General features: G+C 53.6%; 10 protein-coding genes. 8 read left to right on the top strand and 2 right to left on the bottom strand.

Annotation, left to right across the window (positions count from 1 at the left end; translation table 11 throughout):
- Positions 1–29 precede the first annotated feature (29 nt).
- From D3P08_RS12275 to D3P08_RS12265, 3 genes are all read left to right on the top strand, one after another.
- Positions 30–953 carry a carbohydrate ABC transporter permease gene (locus tag D3P08_RS12275; protein WP_119599986.1) on the top strand — a complete coding sequence of 308 codons (924 nt, stop codon included), beginning with the start codon at positions 30–32 and terminating at the stop codon, positions 951–953.
- On the top strand, positions 950–1825 hold the full coding sequence (locus D3P08_RS12270) for a carbohydrate ABC transporter permease (RefSeq protein WP_119599985.1): 876 nt from the start codon (positions 950–952) through the stop codon (positions 1823–1825). Before D3P08_RS12275 ends, D3P08_RS12270 begins: the two co-directional genes overlap by 4 nt.
- A gap of 110 nt (positions 1826–1935) precedes the next feature.
- Positions 1936–3387 carry an ABC transporter substrate-binding protein gene (locus tag D3P08_RS12265; RefSeq protein ID WP_119599984.1) on the top strand — a complete coding sequence of 484 codons (1452 nt, stop codon included), beginning with the start codon at positions 1936–1938 and terminating at the stop codon, positions 3385–3387.
- 84 nt (positions 3388–3471) lie between these two features.
- Here D3P08_RS12265 and D3P08_RS12260 read toward each other — a convergent pair whose 3' ends face one another.
- Positions 3472–4665: a winged helix-turn-helix domain-containing protein gene (locus D3P08_RS12260; RefSeq protein WP_119599983.1), complete on the bottom strand. Its 1194-nt coding sequence runs from the start codon at positions 4663–4665 to the stop codon at positions 3472–3474.
- 355 nt (positions 4666–5020) lie between these two features.
- On the opposite strand from D3P08_RS12260, the gene D3P08_RS12255 reads away from it, so the two are divergent.
- Positions 5021–6007, top strand: a complete 987-nt coding sequence (locus D3P08_RS12255; RefSeq protein WP_119599982.1) for an endonuclease/exonuclease/phosphatase family protein — start codon at positions 5021–5023, stop codon at positions 6005–6007.
- On the opposite strand, the gene D3P08_RS12250 is transcribed toward D3P08_RS12255, so the two are convergent.
- Positions 5968–6417, bottom strand: a complete 450-nt coding sequence (locus D3P08_RS12250; RefSeq protein WP_119599981.1) for a DMP19 family protein — start codon at positions 6415–6417, stop codon at positions 5968–5970. The genes D3P08_RS12255 and D3P08_RS12250 overlap by 40 nt on opposite strands.
- Positions 6418–6647: 230 nt before the next feature.
- On the opposite strand from D3P08_RS12250, the gene D3P08_RS12245 reads away from it, so the two are divergent.
- From D3P08_RS12245 to D3P08_RS12230, 4 genes are all read left to right on the top strand, one after another.
- On the top strand, positions 6648–7424 hold the full coding sequence (locus D3P08_RS12245) for an ABC transporter ATP-binding protein (RefSeq protein WP_119599980.1): 777 nt from the start codon (positions 6648–6650) through the stop codon (positions 7422–7424).
- Positions 7399–9339 carry an FtsX-like permease family protein gene (locus D3P08_RS12240; RefSeq protein ID WP_119599979.1) on the top strand — a complete coding sequence of 647 codons (1941 nt, stop codon included), beginning with the start codon at positions 7399–7401 and terminating at the stop codon, positions 9337–9339. Before D3P08_RS12245 ends, D3P08_RS12240 begins: the two co-directional genes overlap by 26 nt.
- A 247-nt stretch (positions 9340–9586) precedes the next feature.
- Entirely contained in the window at positions 9587–9850 is a 264-nt protein-coding gene (locus tag D3P08_RS12235; RefSeq protein WP_119599978.1) for a hypothetical protein, read from the top strand.
- Positions 9851–11041: 1191 nt separating this feature from the next.
- Positions 11042–16702 carry an S-layer homology domain-containing protein gene (locus D3P08_RS12230; protein ID WP_119599977.1) on the top strand — a complete coding sequence of 1887 codons (5661 nt, stop codon included), beginning with the start codon at positions 11042–11044 and terminating at the stop codon, positions 16700–16702.
- Positions 16703–16754 lie beyond the last annotated feature (52 nt).

Raw genomic sequence — 16754 nt, 5'->3', positions numbered from 1 at the left:
GAGAAAGATAACGAAAAGAGGGAGACCTGATGAATCAACCAGTTGCACCGAACCCGATCCCCCTGGACGCGTCCTACCGGAAAACGCCGAAGTGGCGCAAGCATATTTGGGGGTATCTGTTCCTGCTGCCGGCGGCGGTTATTTTTATTATGTTCCTATGGGTGCCGATCGTGAAAGGGATGTTCTACAGCTTCTATGACATCGATTTCGTAAAAGGCAATACGTTCGTCGGCTTCGACAACTACCGGACCGTCTTTGACGACGGGGACGTCTGGATCGCTGTCAAAAACACGCTCTATTATATGTTTCTATGTATCGTGATCGGCTTCTGGGTGCCGATCCTGTTCGCGATTGCGATCTCCGAGCTGCGCCGCTTTCAAGGCTTTGTGCGCGTAGCCGCTTATCTGCCGAATGTGGTGCCTGCGGTCGTGCTGTACGGCCTATGGCGCTGGTTCTACGATCCTGTCGGCCCGATCAACGGCTTTCTGACACAGACAGGCGCGGAAAGCATCTCTTTTTTGACGGACCGGGCCTGGTCCATGATCTCGCTTGTCCTGATGGAAACGTGGCAGCAATTCGGATCGGCCATGCTCATCTATCTTGCCGCCGTCCTCAGCATCCCGAAGGATTGGTACGAAGCGGCCGAGATCGACGGCGCCGGCATCTTCCGCCGCATCTGGCACATTACGCTGCCCAGCATCCGCGGCTTGATCCTGCTGCTGTTCCTGCTGCAGCTGATCGGCACCTCGCAGGGCTTCCAGTCGCAGCTGGCGCTGCTTGACGGTGGACCGAACAAGGCGACGCTGACGTACGCGCTTTTGATCGTCAAATACGCGACGGCTAAGCTGGATTACGGCGTAGCCTCCGCGCTTGGCGTGCTGATGTTCCTTGTTCTCGGAGGACTGGCCGTGCTCCAGTACAGGCTGAACAACAAGGGAGGGGCGGGCGTATGAAAAAGGGTTTTGAACGCGGCATTTTGTCGAGCTACGACTATAAGAAGAAGGGCAATTGGATCGGCTTCTCCATGATGATCGTGGTTGTTGCCGCAATGGTAGCGTCCATGCTGTATCCGATTCTCAGCGCGCTGTTCAACGGCTTTAAGGCGAATACCGAGGTGAACTCCTTCCCGCCGAGATTCCTTCCTTCGGAATGGCATTTCGGCAACTGGGGCGAAGCTTGGAGCTACATCGAGCTGCCGCAATTTCTGAAAAATACCTTGATGATTTTCGGCGGCAACATGGTTGTGACGGTACTCGTGCTCGGCATGGCGGCGTTCAGCTTGTCCAAGCTGAATGTGCCGTACCAGAAGGGAATCTATTTCTTCTTTATGATTACGCTATTTATCCCTCCGAGCACTTATCTGATTCCGAACTTTCTGAACTTGAGAGATTTGGGGCTGCTTAATTCGTTTGCGGCGTTTTGGCTGCCGGCCGGGGCAAGCGCGTTTTTCCTGCTGCTGCTGAAAAACTTTTTCGACGGCATCCATTACGAGATGATCGAAGCGGCAAGGATCGACGGGGCGTCGGACTGGCAGACGTTCATTCGCATCGCGGTGCCGCTGTCGATTCCGATCTTTGCGACGCTGGCTATCTTCGTGTTCTCAACGGCTTGGAACGAATGGTTCTGGCCATCGCTCGTCATGCACAGCGACAGCAAATACCCGCTGGCGACGGCTATTTATAAATACGTCATCAGCGCGAGAAGACTTGATCTGAACATTCGCTTTGCGATTCTCAGCATGGTCATGCTGCCGCCGATTGTCATCTTCCTCCTCTTCCAGAAATTCATTATGAGGGGGCTCCATATAGGCGGAGTCAAAGGATAAGCAGATCGTAAACCTGCACATGATCGGAATAAAAATACACCTCGTATGGAAGAAACCGCCCCATTATGATGGGGGTGTACGATAAATTCATACGAGAAGGGGAATAACGGATGCTAAAGAAAAACGTAGTAACGATGCTGTGCCTGGTGCTGGTGTTCTCGGTGCTGGCAGCTTGCAGCGGGGGCAACTCGGGCGGGAACGAACCGTCGAACCAGCCTTCCGCCAGCTCGAATTCGGGCAGCAATACGCCGTCCGAGGAGCCGAAGGAAGAAGATATTAAGGATAAAAAGGTGACGATCAGCATCTACTATCCGCTGCCGGATCAGGTCGAGAACCGCAAGCTGGAGGACGAAAAAATCGCCCGGTTCCTGAAGGAGTACCCGAACGTCGAGATCGTTAAAAGCGACTGGCACTATAATCCGGCGGAGATCGGCATCAAGATGGCGGCAAATGAAGCGCCGACGGTGTTCAACACGTGGGCGACGGAAGCCAAATTCCTGATCGAGCGCGGCTGGGCGGCCGATATTACAGATATTTGGAATAACTACGAGCATAAAGATCAAATCAACCCCGTTCTTCAAAATCAATTCATCATTGACGGCAAAGTGTACGGCGTAGCTCAGAAGGGCTATGTTGTAACGACGGTGCTGAACAAAAAAATGCTGGATGAAAAGGGCGTTGCCGTACCAGGCTACGACTGGACTTGGGACGACATGCTGAATACGGCGAAAGCGGTGGCCGATCCTTCCAAAGGCATCTCCGGCATCGCGCCGATGGGCAAAGGCAACGAAGCGGGCTGGAACTGGACGAACTTCCTGTTCCAAGCGGGCGGCGAGATTCAAACGGTTGAAGGCGGCAAAGTAACGGCGGCGTTTAACTCCGCGGCGGGCTTTAAGGCTCTTGAATTTTACAACAAGCTGAGATGGGAAGCCGACGCCATTCCTCAAGACTGGGCGCTCGGATGGGGCGACGCGGTAGGCGCCTTCGCGCAAGGACGGACGGCGATGGTTATTGCCGGCGCTGACGGCGTCCTTGAGCAAGCGTTGAATCAAGGCGGCATGAAGCCTGAGGACGTGCTGACGTACCCAATGCCGAAGGCCGACGCGAACGGCAAGCATACGGGCGTACTCGGCGGCGACTATTTGGTCATCAATCCGAACGCGACGAAAGACGAGCAGGAAATCGCGTTCCGCTACATTACGTTCGACTACTTCTCCGACAAAGGGCTAGAGTCGCTCGAAGCGGATATCCAGGCTCGCCAGACGGAAGGCAAGTATTATATTCCGGCGCAGCTGAACTACTACTCGAACGACTCCGAATACGGCCAAAAAGCGAAAGCGGTATTCGATAAATACGACAACGTGTACAAATACGCGCCGGAATCCGACGCGCTCCTCGACGGCAAGCCGGAAGCGCAGTACAATACGCAGGATTACTACGGTGAAATGACGAACGTGCTGCAGGAGGTCTTCTCCAAAAAAGGCGCGGACCTGCAAGGCCTGCTCGACAGCGCGGCCAAGCTCGTACAAGAGAAGTTTTACGATGCGATCGTTGTAGAATAAGTAAATAAGGCGGATAAAGCCGCTCTTCCCGGAAGATGATTTTCTGGGAGGGGCGGCTTTTGCTTGCGAAATAAACTGGAAATATCAGTCCATATCCTCTCTCAAAATCGTCCCGCATTCATTGAACAATGCAAAGCTTTGAAAACAATCGTTCAAGGCGGTTCGCAATTGCTTTGTTGGCTTTATATCGTTCTCGTACCAGATGTTTTTAACAACGAGCGTCCCCGTTCTTCGCTCCGCGACTACCTCGGCTCGTCCGATGAAGCTTTCTCCGAATAGTAAAGGCAGCACATAATAGCCGAATTTCCGTTTGATTGCAGGCGTGTAAATCTCCCAGGTGTAATCGAATCCAAACAATTCGTTGATCAGTTTTCTGTCCCAAATAAAATTATCTAGCGGGGCAATCAGCTCGCAGCGCCATTTCGGCGCCGGATTTTGCAGGACGGCATCAATAAGCGGCAAGTCCTCCGCGAGGCAATATAGCGTATCCTTCAATTGTTCCACGGCAACAGCAACAATGCGAGCTTCGTGCAACAGTTGGCGGAAAACCTCGTTGCGCTGCTCCGCTTTCAATCCCCATATGTTCAGCCAGGCATCGGATGCGCGATTCCATAAAAGGCCAACAGCGCCGATTCGACGCAGCACCCGCCACTTTTGATGCTCAAGCTCGCTCTCCAGGGGCTCGGGCGCATTCAGCAGTTTTGGCTGTATATACTTCCCGGCGATATCGTAATATTTACGCGTTCCTTTTTTGTGGTGGATAATCAGCTCGCCTGTCGAGTACATCTGCTCCAGCACCGACCGGGAAGGATTATTTCCGCTGCTCCAGTGAATGGCTGATCGCCAAGCGAAATTCCCATCCAATTTTAGATCATCCGAACTTAGCGCACCATGATTTTGGATGTGAGCTCGTACTTGCTCGATCAGCGCTTCCATTTCGGGGTAGCGCTTGGCATGTTGCCGCGCGGCCTCCCTGTACCGCTCAAAATACGGCCAGTCATCTACAGGAATAATGGCCAAATTCTTGTCGGGATAGTCGACGAGGATTCTATCTATATACAGCAGCTCGGTGAGCATGTCCTTGGTAAACCCTTTGATTCGCGACTGGAGCACTAGCTCGGCGTTTTTTCCGCATACATCAATGGGATCGTATTGAATACAGCCGACCTGGCGTACAAAATTCAATACTCCTTGCTTTCCGGTAAAATGATATTCGCCCAACAACCCGTGCTTCAATAGCAGAAATTGCCGCGCCTGGCGGTTCGTCAATTGGATCATGTACACATCGTCTCCTTAACGAAACAAACGGGAGCTGTATTCACATGATTCTTCAATAATTTCAATCATGCTTATTCCCCCTGCACTTCGAAATTAATAAACAAACATATGTTCCCGTAAAATATTACCATTATCTCGAGCCAAAAAACAAGAGCTATTGAAAAACGAAAACGACTCTGGTTACTTCAACGACAAAAGCAGCCGATCGTTGAAACCAGCTGCTGCTTTGCTTATTCTGGTACCGTTTCCCGAATACGTATGCAAATTTTCGGCGACTTTAATGTATAGCTGCCGTTTCAAATCTCAATTCTATTACATCTACTATAGCAAATGAGATAGATTGGAGTGGTAGGCAATGCATTCAGGAGACAAGCTAGAAGTTTCGTTTCTAACATGGAATATTTATCTGGGTTCTGATTTTACACCACTGATTAATGCGACCCCAGAGCAAATTCCTGAACGGGTAACACAGAGCTTTAGACTTTTTCTTGCGACAAACTTTCCTGTTCGAGCGAAGGCAATCGCTAAAGAAATTGAAGCGAAAAAACCTGATCTTATTGGTTTGCAAGAAGCTGTTCGTTGGGAACTTATTATTCCAGCCTTCGGAACCGTAACTTATGACTTTATAGAAATCCTATTAGAAGAGTTAGAAAAAAGAGGTTTGGATTACAAAGTGGCAGCTAAAAACGAAGGTCTTGAAAGGGAACTTCCGGACAGCAATGGAAATTTGGTTCGGTTTTTGGACAGGGATGCCATATTGGTTCGAAAAGATTCGGACTTCAAGATAATTAGACGGCAAGAAGCCAACTTTCAAACAAACCTGATCGTGCCCATAGGTGGACAACCTGTAACCATACTCCGAGGATGGTCCTCCATAGACGTTAAGCAAGACCGACATGTTTTTAGAATGATCAATACCCATTTGGAGCCTGCTGTTGAGGCAATACGGAATGCGCAAGCAAATGAAATGATTCAGGGCCCTGCAAATACGCAGCTGCCTGTGATCATTACGGGAGATTTGAATGCCACGCCTAATAGCACGACTTATCATTTATTTATCCATGCAGGCTTTCAAGATGTATGGAATCAAGTTGGGGAAGGGCCAGGCTTTACCGCACATCAGAATCCCGATCTATTAAACGCGGCTTCGCTGTTGAATCGGAGAATAGATTATATTTTATTCAAAAACGGCTGGAAACCAATTGAAGCAGAAAGAATAGGAGAATCACAGAAAGACCGAACAAAAACGGGACTTTGGCCTTCCGATCACGCCGGAGTATCGGCAAGATTAAAAGTGACGATTTACGATGATGGAGAGGATAATCCCAGCTGCAGCACGTAATATCGATAGGCAATTTCCGCAATGCGATCCTGGTCTTCCCAGAACGTATGGTCAAGCCTATCCAGCAATTCTGCCTCTTTCTCAGTAAGAAGCATCGGGATATCCCAGAGTTGCGTCAGGCGCTCGTCTTCCAATAGATGCTTGATACAGCCATATCTCGACTTGACGATTTCGAGCGCATGGACCGCCCCGACGGTTTGTAACGCCCGCACCGCGCAGATATAGGCTTCTTCACCCCAATTGCAAAAAAACTGCACAAACCCTCCGTTATAGACATCGGCCTCCAGCATCCATAGGGTGGCAATTTCTTGCTCCTGCGAGGTCAGTGCGTCCCAGCCCGAAGCATCCTTTTTCCGCGCAAAGGCTGCGGCAAAATCGAACCATATGTCACGGATATCAATGTTACTCAAGTTTTTATTCCTCCTTAACTTCGACGGCCTGCTATTTTTTTCTAAGTTTACATCTTTATTTTCCCAGTTTAACATTTTAGTTTTTAGCCTAGAACTTTTTTTGCCTCAGGCATCTGCCGCTTCTAAGTAAGCTTTCAACATTGTAAGGTAGGTGAAGGAATTGTTCGTGGGCTATTGGCGCGCCCTGCGCTACACTTGAGCTATCGAAACGATAGATTGGAGTGAGAACGGTGGGGGCAGAAGTGCTGCAGGTGAAGGGCCTGAACAAAATTTATCCGGGGAAAGTCCCGTTTCATGCTTTACATCATATTGATCTTTCCGTAGCGGCAGGTGAGTTTGTCGGCATCATGGGCCCGTCCGGCAGCGGGAAAACGACATTACTAAATGTGGTGTCAACCATCGACAGGCCGACTTCGGGACAGGTGCTGCTGAGCGGGGAGGATCCTTTTCGGCTTTCATCCGAAGGAATTGCCCGATTCAGACGCAGGGAGCTTGGTTTCGTGTTTCAAGCCTTTAATCTGCTCGATACGATGACGGTGAGGGAAAACATTCTTTTGCCATTAACGCTTGAAGGCACGGATATCGGCGAAATGATGAAGCTGGCGGACGCGATGGCGAAGAAGCTTGGCATTACGGGCATCCTGGACAAGCGCACATACGAAATTTCGGGCGGGCAAGCGCAGCGGACGGCGATTGCAAGGGCGCTCATTCATAAGCCGAAGCTCGTGCTGGCCGACGAGCCGACAGGCAATTTAGACTCCAAGGCTGCCGGCGACGTGATGGCGCTGATGTCCGCGCTGAACAAAGAGGAGGGCGCGACGATGCTGCTCGTTACCCATGACGCAATGGCGGCCAGCTACTGCGACCGGATCGTGTTCATCAAAGACGGAAGAACGTACAGCGAGCTCCGCCGCAATGACAGTCAGGAGATATTTTATCAGGACATTTTGAACGCGTTATCGCAGCTTGGAGGGGACAGACATGAACTTTCGCCAGTTCGCGTATAGGAATGTCGTCCGAAAAAAGCGGACATACGCCGCGCATTTTCTTAGCAGCGCGTTTTCGGTTATGGCGTTTTTTATTTACGCGGTGCTGCTGTACCATCCGGATTTGCAGGGACAGCTTGCGTCTAGCAGCGCGACCGCTTCGTATCTCGCTACGATGGGGCTGAAGGTATCGCAATATTTCATCTTTGTGTTTTCGTTTTTGTTCCTGCTCTATTCAGCGGGGGCTTTCCTGAAAGCTCGCAAGAAGGAGTTCGGCATTCTGCTTGTCCTCGGCATGACGGAAAAGCAGCGGATGAAGCTGACTTTTGCCGAAAATATGCTGATCGGTCTCGCAGCTATCGCCAGCGGTATAGGTCTCGGCCTGTTGTTCACGAAGCTGATGCTGCTGGCAAGCGCCGAACTGCTGATGCTTGAAGAAGGGCTTCGATTTTATTTGCCGCTTCACGCGGTATGGATGACGGCGGGCGCGTTTTCGCTGCTGTTTTTGGCTGTGTCGATCCTCACGCTGCGCGTCGGTCGTGTTGCCAGTCCGCTTGAGCTGATCAAGGAGGACAATAAGCCGAAGCCGGAGCCGAAGGCGTCTGTATGGTTATCTATGCTGGCGCTGCTGTTAATCGCTGCGGGGTATGGCATGGTGTTTGTGTTTGTCTACAAGCGGGCGTTTTTTTTGTGGCTGCTCGCGCTGGCTATCGTCTGTGTCGTAATCGGCACGTACTTCCTGTTCACGCAGTTCAGCGTATATGCGCTTAGGGCTTTGAGGAGGAAGCAGGAGCTGCTGTTCCGCGGCATCAATTTGATGACGCTGACGGATATGGCGTACCGTGTCAGAGATAATGCCGCTATGTTCTTTATGGTGGCAACCGTGATGGCTGTATCGTTTTCCGGCATTGGCGCATGCTTGGCGATTGGGGATCCGGACCGTACCGAGAAGAGCTACCCGTACGCGTTTACTTATCAGTTTTTTGGCAGCGAGAACGAGCAAGCGGAAGAAGGGCGGCTTGCGCGAATTGATGATGCGCTTACGAGTGCCAGGTTGGCGTTTACGAAAGCCCGGCTGGAGATGGTGACTGCGGGGGATAGCGGTGTGCCGGTTGTCGGACTCACGTCGTTTAACGAGCTAGCTGAATTAAGAGGATTCGGGCCCTATGCGTTAGGGGATAATGAGCTGCTGATCGCCTCGGGCCTCGTGTCCCGAAATAACGGCGTCTATCATGACGAAGAAATGCTGAAACAAGCTCGGACGCTGATGGCTAAGGCAGGAGACGGGACGATGGAATTGCGTCTGAACGGTCGGACGAATGACTCGGTAATGCCGGTCCCGAGCGATGTTCTAGTCGTCCCTGACGCGAGCTTTGGTCTGATCCGGGGGGCCGCAGCCGGGGACCTTACGAATACATCGGTCACCTATTACGTTGTGCCGGAGTGGGAGAAGACGCTGGATTTGGCCCGGCAGCTGGAAGCGGAGCTCTCAACGGACGCCGTAATGGCGGATGACGCGTTCTCCGCACTAGCGATCGACCATCACCGCGACAGGCAGCTGAACGGCATTTTGCTCATCATCAGCGTGCTTGTGGGCGTCGTATTTTTTACGTTTGCGGCAAGCTTCCTCTATTTCAGGCTTTATGCCGACGTAGAACGCGACGAGAAACAATACGGCATGGTCGGCAAGCTGGGGCTGAGCCGCCAGGAGTTAGGCCGGCTTGTAACGCGGCAGCTGTCGGTCATGTTTTTCCTGCCGTTCCTAATCGGTGTGGCCCATAGCGCGGTCGCGTTCGTCAACATGGCGGAGCTGACCATGTATTCGATGGTGAACAACAGCTTGCTGATCTATGGCGTCTTTTTGGCGATTCAGGTTTTATACTTTTTGCTGATCAGATGGCGCTACTTGGCGCGGATGCGGAGTAGAGTGGCATAGGGTTTGAGGGGGAGCGGGAAGTAGGGGAAGGAAGCAGAGAGCAGAAAGCGGAAAGAGGAAAGAGGAAAGAGGAAAGAGGAAAGCAGAAGGTAGAAGGCAGGAGGCAGGACAGGCGTCCCCCTGGGGGATAGATGGAGAACCGTTCCTTTTGGGGCGGTTCTTTGTTGTACAGGGACTATTGTGATGGCGGTAAATCGTACGTGTTCTGTTCGAGCTTGTTGCTGTTCAGGTGCATCAGGTTGATGCCTTGGATGGTCCATTTTTAGCCTACGAAGCATGGGATAAGTTCGTGCTGCGCTTGCTCGCTGGAGGAGGATTTTGTGCGAAAAATCATACAAAAGCGAGCGCGAGCGAGGCGTTTGAGGGGGATTTGTACGAAAAATCGTACAAAAGCGAACGCCTTGCATCCCCACATCAGCATTTTGAACGAAAAATCGTACAAAAGTTGGGGCGAGAGAAGCTGGCGACGGGGATTTGTACGAAAAGTCGTGCAAAAGCGAACGCCCTTTAGCCCCACATCAGCATTTTGTACGACGAATCGTATAAAAGTGGGGGCGAGAAAAGCTGGCGACGGGGATTTGTACGAAAAACGTGCAAAAGCGAACGCTCTGCTGCCCCACTCAGCATTTTGAACGAAAAATCGTACAAAAGTGGGGGCGAGAGAAGCTGGCGACGGGGATTTGTACGAAAAACGTGCAAAAGCGAACGCCCTGCATCCCCACATCAGCATTTTGAACGAAAAATCGTACAAAAGTTGGGGTGAGAGAAGCTGGCGACGGGGATTTGTACGAAAAACGTGCAAAAGCGAACACCCTGCATCCCCACATCAGTATTTTGTACGACGAATCGTACAAAAGTGGGGGCGAGAGAAGCTGGCGACGGGGATTTGTACGAAAAACGTGCAAAAGCGAACGCCCTGCATCCCCACATCAGCATTTTGAACGAAAAATCGTACAAAAGTGGGGGCGAGAGAAGCTGGCGACGGGGGTTTGTACTAAAAATCGTACAAAAGCGAACGCCCTGCATTCCCACATCAGCATTTTGTACGACGAATCGTACAAAAGTGGGGGCGAGAGAAGCGGACGAAGGAAAGTTGTACGAAAAATCGTACAAAAGCGGGTGCGAGCGAGGTAGGCGAGGGGGATTTGTACGAAAAATCGTACAAAAGAGAGCGCGAGCGAGGTGGGCAAAGGGAATTTGTACGAAAAATCGTACAAAAGAGAGCGTGAGCGAGGTGGGCGAACGGGATTTGTACGAAAAATCGTACAAATGAGCGCGTAACCGATGCGTGCGAGGGGGATTTGTACGAAAAATCGTACAAAAGAGAGCGCGAGCGAGGTTGGTGAAGGGATTTTGTACGAAAAATCGTACAAAAGAGGGCGCGAGCGAGGCGTTCGAGGGGGATTTGTACGAAAAATCGCACAAAAGAGCGCTCGAGCGAGGTTGGTGAAGGGATTTTGTACGAAATATCGTACAAAAGAGCCCGAAGAGCGCGTACGAGAGTCCTGACAGGCGAGCGACCCAAGTAAGTAAGATGCATAAAGGTGCATGACCAAAGGGAACCGTCGCAATCTCGTAGAAACACACCTACTCCGTTTAGAAACGCACATCGTTTTGTAAGCGATTGCATCCTATCATTAAAGTGAGCCTGACTATGGACTTGAACATTCGGCTGGCTCATATCCGATAGGGAGGTTATGCAATGAAGCGCGCCAAATCCAAATCGACGGTTTACCCGAAATCTTTGCTCTCGCTTATGCTCGCTTTGCTATTGCTGCTGACGTCTGCGCCGGTATATGCCGCGGAACAAACCGGACAAGCGCAGGACGGGCAGGACAGGCAGGACGGGAGCGGGGGGACGGAGCAAGCCGGCACGTTTGTCCGCTTGAAGAACAAGTGGCAAAGCAATTTTTTATATGAAGACAGCGAAGGCGTAGTCCGGTACGGCTTTCCGGCATACGAGGATCCGTCCTCGCATTGGGTCGTTGAAGATTACAAAGGCAATAAGCGGTTCCGCAACCGCGCGACAGGCCATTACATAACTGCGGCGGACACGGATGAGCGCAGAGAGCCGCTCATGAGCAAACCGGCGGCGAAGAGCGGCCTCGCGGATCAGTGGACGATGCACGAGTCGAACCGCGAAGGCTTCGTCGTCATCAAAAGCGCAACCGCGCCGCCTGACGCGAACCTGGTCATCCACCAGGAGGATCAGCTTGGGTTCGCAGAGTTGAGCAACGATATCAATATTACGTTCGAGAGTCCGCAATGGGCGCTCGAGCCGGTCATGGACGCCGAGCCCGTACGCATCGCGAATCAGTTCAAGACCGGCCAATATTTATATGAGGATGCGGAAACGGGCGTTATCGGTTACGGGGATAAAGCTTGGAATGACGCGGCATCGCACTGGTTTCTGCTGCCCGGCGAAACGAAAGGCAGCGTAAAGCTCGTTAACCGCGCAACCGGCCATTATGTGACGCAAGGCGTAGACTATGAGCCGATCAAAGGGAGCATGAACGGCGATACCGCCGGGAGCGATTGGTTTATCGAGGCAACGGACGAAGCGCTGTTTGTGAACTTCCGCAACGCGGAGGCAGCCCTAGCGGAGAAGCCGCAAACCTTCGTGCTGAACGCGGAGTTCCCGGACGATAAGTTTGCCCGCTCCAACAGCTGGGCGCAGCCGGGCTGGGCAAGCGCGAAGTGGCGGATCGAGCTGGCGCCGGAGCGCGAGCCAAGCCGGCTGGCGGCCTTTACCGAGGGCGCGGTCAGCGAGCTGTTCCTGTATGAGGAGGATGGCGCTGTCAAATATGGCGCTTATCCTGATTATGCGGGGTCGCAGCCGTTCTACCAATGGGTGACGGAAGACTATGGCACGGTGAAGCGGATCCGCAACCTGGCGACCGGACATTATATGACGCGCGAAGGCGCGACTGAGCCGAAGGCGCCGCTGCAAATGAAAGCGATCGGAGTTGCGGAGAGCGGCGCGCAGGACCAATGGCTGATCGCGAACTCAGCCATCTACGATGACTATAAAACGATTCAAAGCGTCAGCGGCGAAAGTGAATTTTTGCATGTAAAAGACCTGACGGGCTCCGCGCAGGCTGGCGCAATCAAGCCTGACGATAATGCCGCCCACTGGCTGTTCGAAAATCCGGTCGCGACAAAGTACGTGCGCATTCAGAACGATTGGCAGGCTTTTGTTCTGTATGAGGATGAGAACGGCTATTTGAAATACGGGAACGTGGAAGAGGATGATCCGAGGGGCCATTGGATGATCGAGCGGTTTAACGGCCGCAAGCGGATTCAGAATCGGGCAACAGGTCACTACATCCATATGGAAAACATGAAGGACGGCCGCATAACGGTCAGCGAGGTGCAGGACGATTGGGCCAGCGCGTTGTGGTCAATCGAAGAGCGGAGCGGCTCGAAGCTGATCAACAACGTTGCGGACTCGGCCGATGAGCAAGGACAGAAAAAATATATCAACCTTCAGAACTTGAACAAGTTCATCGAATACAGCGTGATCAACCCGGATTGGGGCAGTCCGAAATGGAAGTTCAATCCCGTCATTGAAGGAGAAGCGGCATTCGCCAACGTCAGGCTGAAAAACAAACAAACCGGCGAGTATTTATACGAAGTCACAGCTGCCGGCGAGGATCAAGGCAAGGTGAAATACGGCAATCTGAAGCCTGATGAGGCCGCATCCATCTGGTTTATGGAGCCGACAGGAGATGCGCCGAATTCTTACAGGCTGCAAAATACGGCAACCGGCCACTACATTGCGATGGAGCTCGTAGGCGCCGACGTAGAGAAGGCCACTCCGCCGCAGCAAATTATCGCGCAAGGCGATATTTGCACCTGCTGGGGAAGCGCGAAATGGAATGTCGAGCCGGCTGGCGAAGAAGGCTACAGCGTATTCCGCAGCGGCTGGGCGGGACATTTCCTCTATCGCGACGAGCAGGGCTACACGAAAGTGAGTAAAGAAGCGGCGGGCGATGCGTCCGCGCAATTCGCGGTCGAGCCGGTCGAGATGGCTGAAGAGGAAGCGGCGCTTCCGGCCGGTCCGATTCGGATCAAAAATGCGCATACGAATCAATACTTATACGAGAACGGCAGCGGAATTGTGCTTTACGGCCATCCCGCGTCTAACGACGGTTACAGCCACTGGGTCATCGAAGAAGAGCGGGGCGAGCAGCGTATCCGCAACCGGGCAACGGGCCATTATATGGCGATGACGCCGGACTACGGCTACATCCAGAGCGTGCCGGCAGGCAAGCGGGACCAGGCGACCCATTGGAGCGTCAAAGGCTCGGAGGGGCAGAGCTTCTATTCCATCACAAGCCGCAACGGCGCTTATAACGATGAGCTGATTCACGTCCAGAACGGCACCGGCTACGCGGAACGAGGGTTGCTTCCAAGCGCCTTTGGCACAACGAGATGGTATCTGGAGCAGGCTCCGAACGCCTATGTAACGCCGGACCAATCGGAATACAGAATCACCGATACGGCGACGCCGGTTTCAAGCGCCCGAAATGATGTCCGGCTCATCGCTGCGTCCGCTCCCGACGCTGTGCTGTATGAGCAGGACGGCAAGGTCGTGACAGGCAGACTTGATGCAAGCGATACGCGAGGCCATTGGCTTATGCAGGATTTTAACGGACGAAAGCTTTATAAAAACCGGGCGACAGGCAGCCTGCTCGCGGCGAACGAGGCAGGTGAGGCAGTTACGGTTGAAGAGGCAAGGGGGAATGACGGCGCGCAATGGCTGACGGAGAGCAGAGCCGGCTATATCCGGCTTCGCAGCGCCGCTCATAGCGAAGGCATGCTGCAGCTTACGGCATCCGGCGGCGTTCATATTGGAGAACTATCGGATGCGCTCCAAGGCTTGTGGCTGGAGGAACCGGTTGCTTCCGATCAGCGCTATGAGGCGGAGAACGCTTTTGTCTCGGACGGCGCTACGGCCTTTACCGTCCATACGCAGGAAGCGGGAAGCTATAAGGTCGAGATCGGCTACCGCAAAGGCGGCGTAATAAACCTGGTCGTGAACGGGCTTCCAGCCGCGAATCAGAAACTCGCTAATGCAGAAGCATGGAGTACGTCGGAAATCGAGCTTTCGCTGCGCAAAGGCATCAACACGATTAAGCTTCAGCCAGCTGACGGCGATACCGAATCCGTTATCGAGATCAGCCATCTCATCGTAAAAGACAGCGTCGGACCGAACTACCGCGGCGCGACAGTGCCTTATATCTCTTACGAAGCCGAGCACGGCAACACGAACGGCGAGCTGCTCGGTCCATCCCGCGTATACAAGGAGATCGCGTCGGAAGCCTCAGGCCGGCAAGCGGTGCGGTTGAATAAACAAGGCGACTATTTGTCGTTCCGGACAACGGAAGCCGCGAACGCGCTGGCGCTCCGCTTCGTCATTCCGGACAGCGAGGACGGGAGCGGGCTGAACGAGACGCTGAGCCTCTATGTTGACGGTCAGTTCCGGCAAAGCCTGAAGCTCAGCTCGAAGCACGGCTGGCAATACGGCAGCTATCCGTGGTCGAACGATCCGAAGCAGGGCAACGCGCACCGGTTCTTTGCGGAAACGCACGCGTTAATCGGAGATGTTCCGGCCGGCGCGGAATTTAAGCTGCAGAAGGATGCGGGCGATAAAGCGGAGTACTATGTCATTGACCTTGTTGAGCTGGAGAAAGCGGACGCCGCTTACGCGAAGCCGGACGGCTATGTGTCGGTCACCGATTTCGGGGCGAAGCCGAATGACGGGCAGGATGACCGGGATGCGTTCGTTCAAGCGATGAAAGAAGCGGCAGAGAGCAAGCAAGGGGTGTGGTTTCCGGAAGGCGTGTTTAACCTGCAAGGAGAAGCGTTCGAGCTGAACGATGACATCGCGGTTCGCGGAGCCGGCATGTGGCATACGACGCTGCTCGGCGCGAAATTTATCGGGGGCGGCGGGAAGATTGCATTTTATGATCTGCTTATTGACGGCGATTTGAACGTGCGCGACGACGAAGCGTTGACGCACGCGTTCTACGGAGCGTTCGGACCGGGCTCCGTCATTCAGAACGTATGGGTGGAGCATTCGAAGACGGGATTATGGCTGTCGGTGCCTAGAGGCGGCGATGCGATTACAGACGGCTTGCATATGGTAGGTCTTCGTCTGCGCAATTTGATGGCGGACGCGGTCAACTTCTGCGTCGGAACAAGCAACAGCCTGCTCGAGCAGTCCGACATCCGGTATCCCGGCGACGACGGCATCGCGTTCTGGTCGGCGGAAGGGCGGGCCAGCGTCAACAATACGGCCCGCTTTAACAATGTGGCGCTGCCGTGGCTTGCGGACAACTTCGCTATTTTTGGCGGGGAGGGCAACAAGCTGCAGGATAATATTGGGACGGATACGATAACGAATGGAGCCGGCATCGCGGTATCAACGCGGTTCAATCCGGTGCCGTTCAGCGGCACAACGATCGTGGAGCGCAACACGCTGATCCGTACGGGCAGCGCGGACGCCGCATATGGCGTTAACTTGGGCGCAATCTGGCTGTTCGCGGGCGAGAAAGACCTGAAAGGGGATATTATCGTGCGCGACAATGTCGCTTTGGACAGCACGTACGCCGGCTTGATCGCGCATGGTCAAGGGTTCGGCGTATCGGGCGTGACGCTTCAGAATATCGTGCTGGACGGCATGGGTACGAACGGCATCGATGTGACCGGCGCGCTCAGCGGCAGCATCACGGCGGATAACGTCATCATCCGGGGAGAACGCATTGCGGCGATTGCGGATACGAATGACGCGTTCCGCTTCGAGGAAGCCGGCGAAGGCTTCGCCAGCTTGCCGGTAACCTTCCCGGACATTCAAAGTCACTGGGCGAGAAGATCGATTGAAATGCTGGCGTCGGAGGGCATCGTTAAAGGATTCTCCGCAGAGCGGTTTAGCCCGAATGCCAGCATAACGCGGGCTCAGTTTGCAGCCATGCTTGTTGCCGCTCTGAAGCTTCCGACCGAGCATGCCGTGAGCTTTACGGACGTGGACGCGTCGGCCTGGTACGCCGAGGCGGTTCACGCCGTCGCTTCTGCCGGTATTGCGAAAGGCTACGAGGACGGCACCTTCAGGCCGAATGACCTGATCACGCGGGAAGAAATGGCGGTGCTCGCCGCCGGCGCAATGGGGCTGACATTCCCCGAAAACGGCGGTCTGTCCTTTACAGATGCTGGAGCGATCAGCAGCTGGTCTTCCGACGCTGTTGCGGCAGCCGTCGAAGCGGAACTGATGAACGGTAAGCCGGATGGAACCTTCCGTCCGAGCGACAATGCTTCACGCGCGGAAGCGGCGGTCCTCATCGCAAGAATGATCGCTAACTAAAGGAAAAGAGGCCGTTCCGGCAGCCGTTCCAATAAACGGCATGGCCGGCCGG

Source organism: Paenibacillus nanensis, from assembly GCF_003583765.1.
GTDB lineage: Bacteria > Bacillota > Bacilli > Paenibacillales > Paenibacillaceae > Pristimantibacillus > Pristimantibacillus nanensis.
Note: the sequence above shows the minus strand (reverse complement) of the source record. Positions and strands in the feature narration are given on the sequence as shown.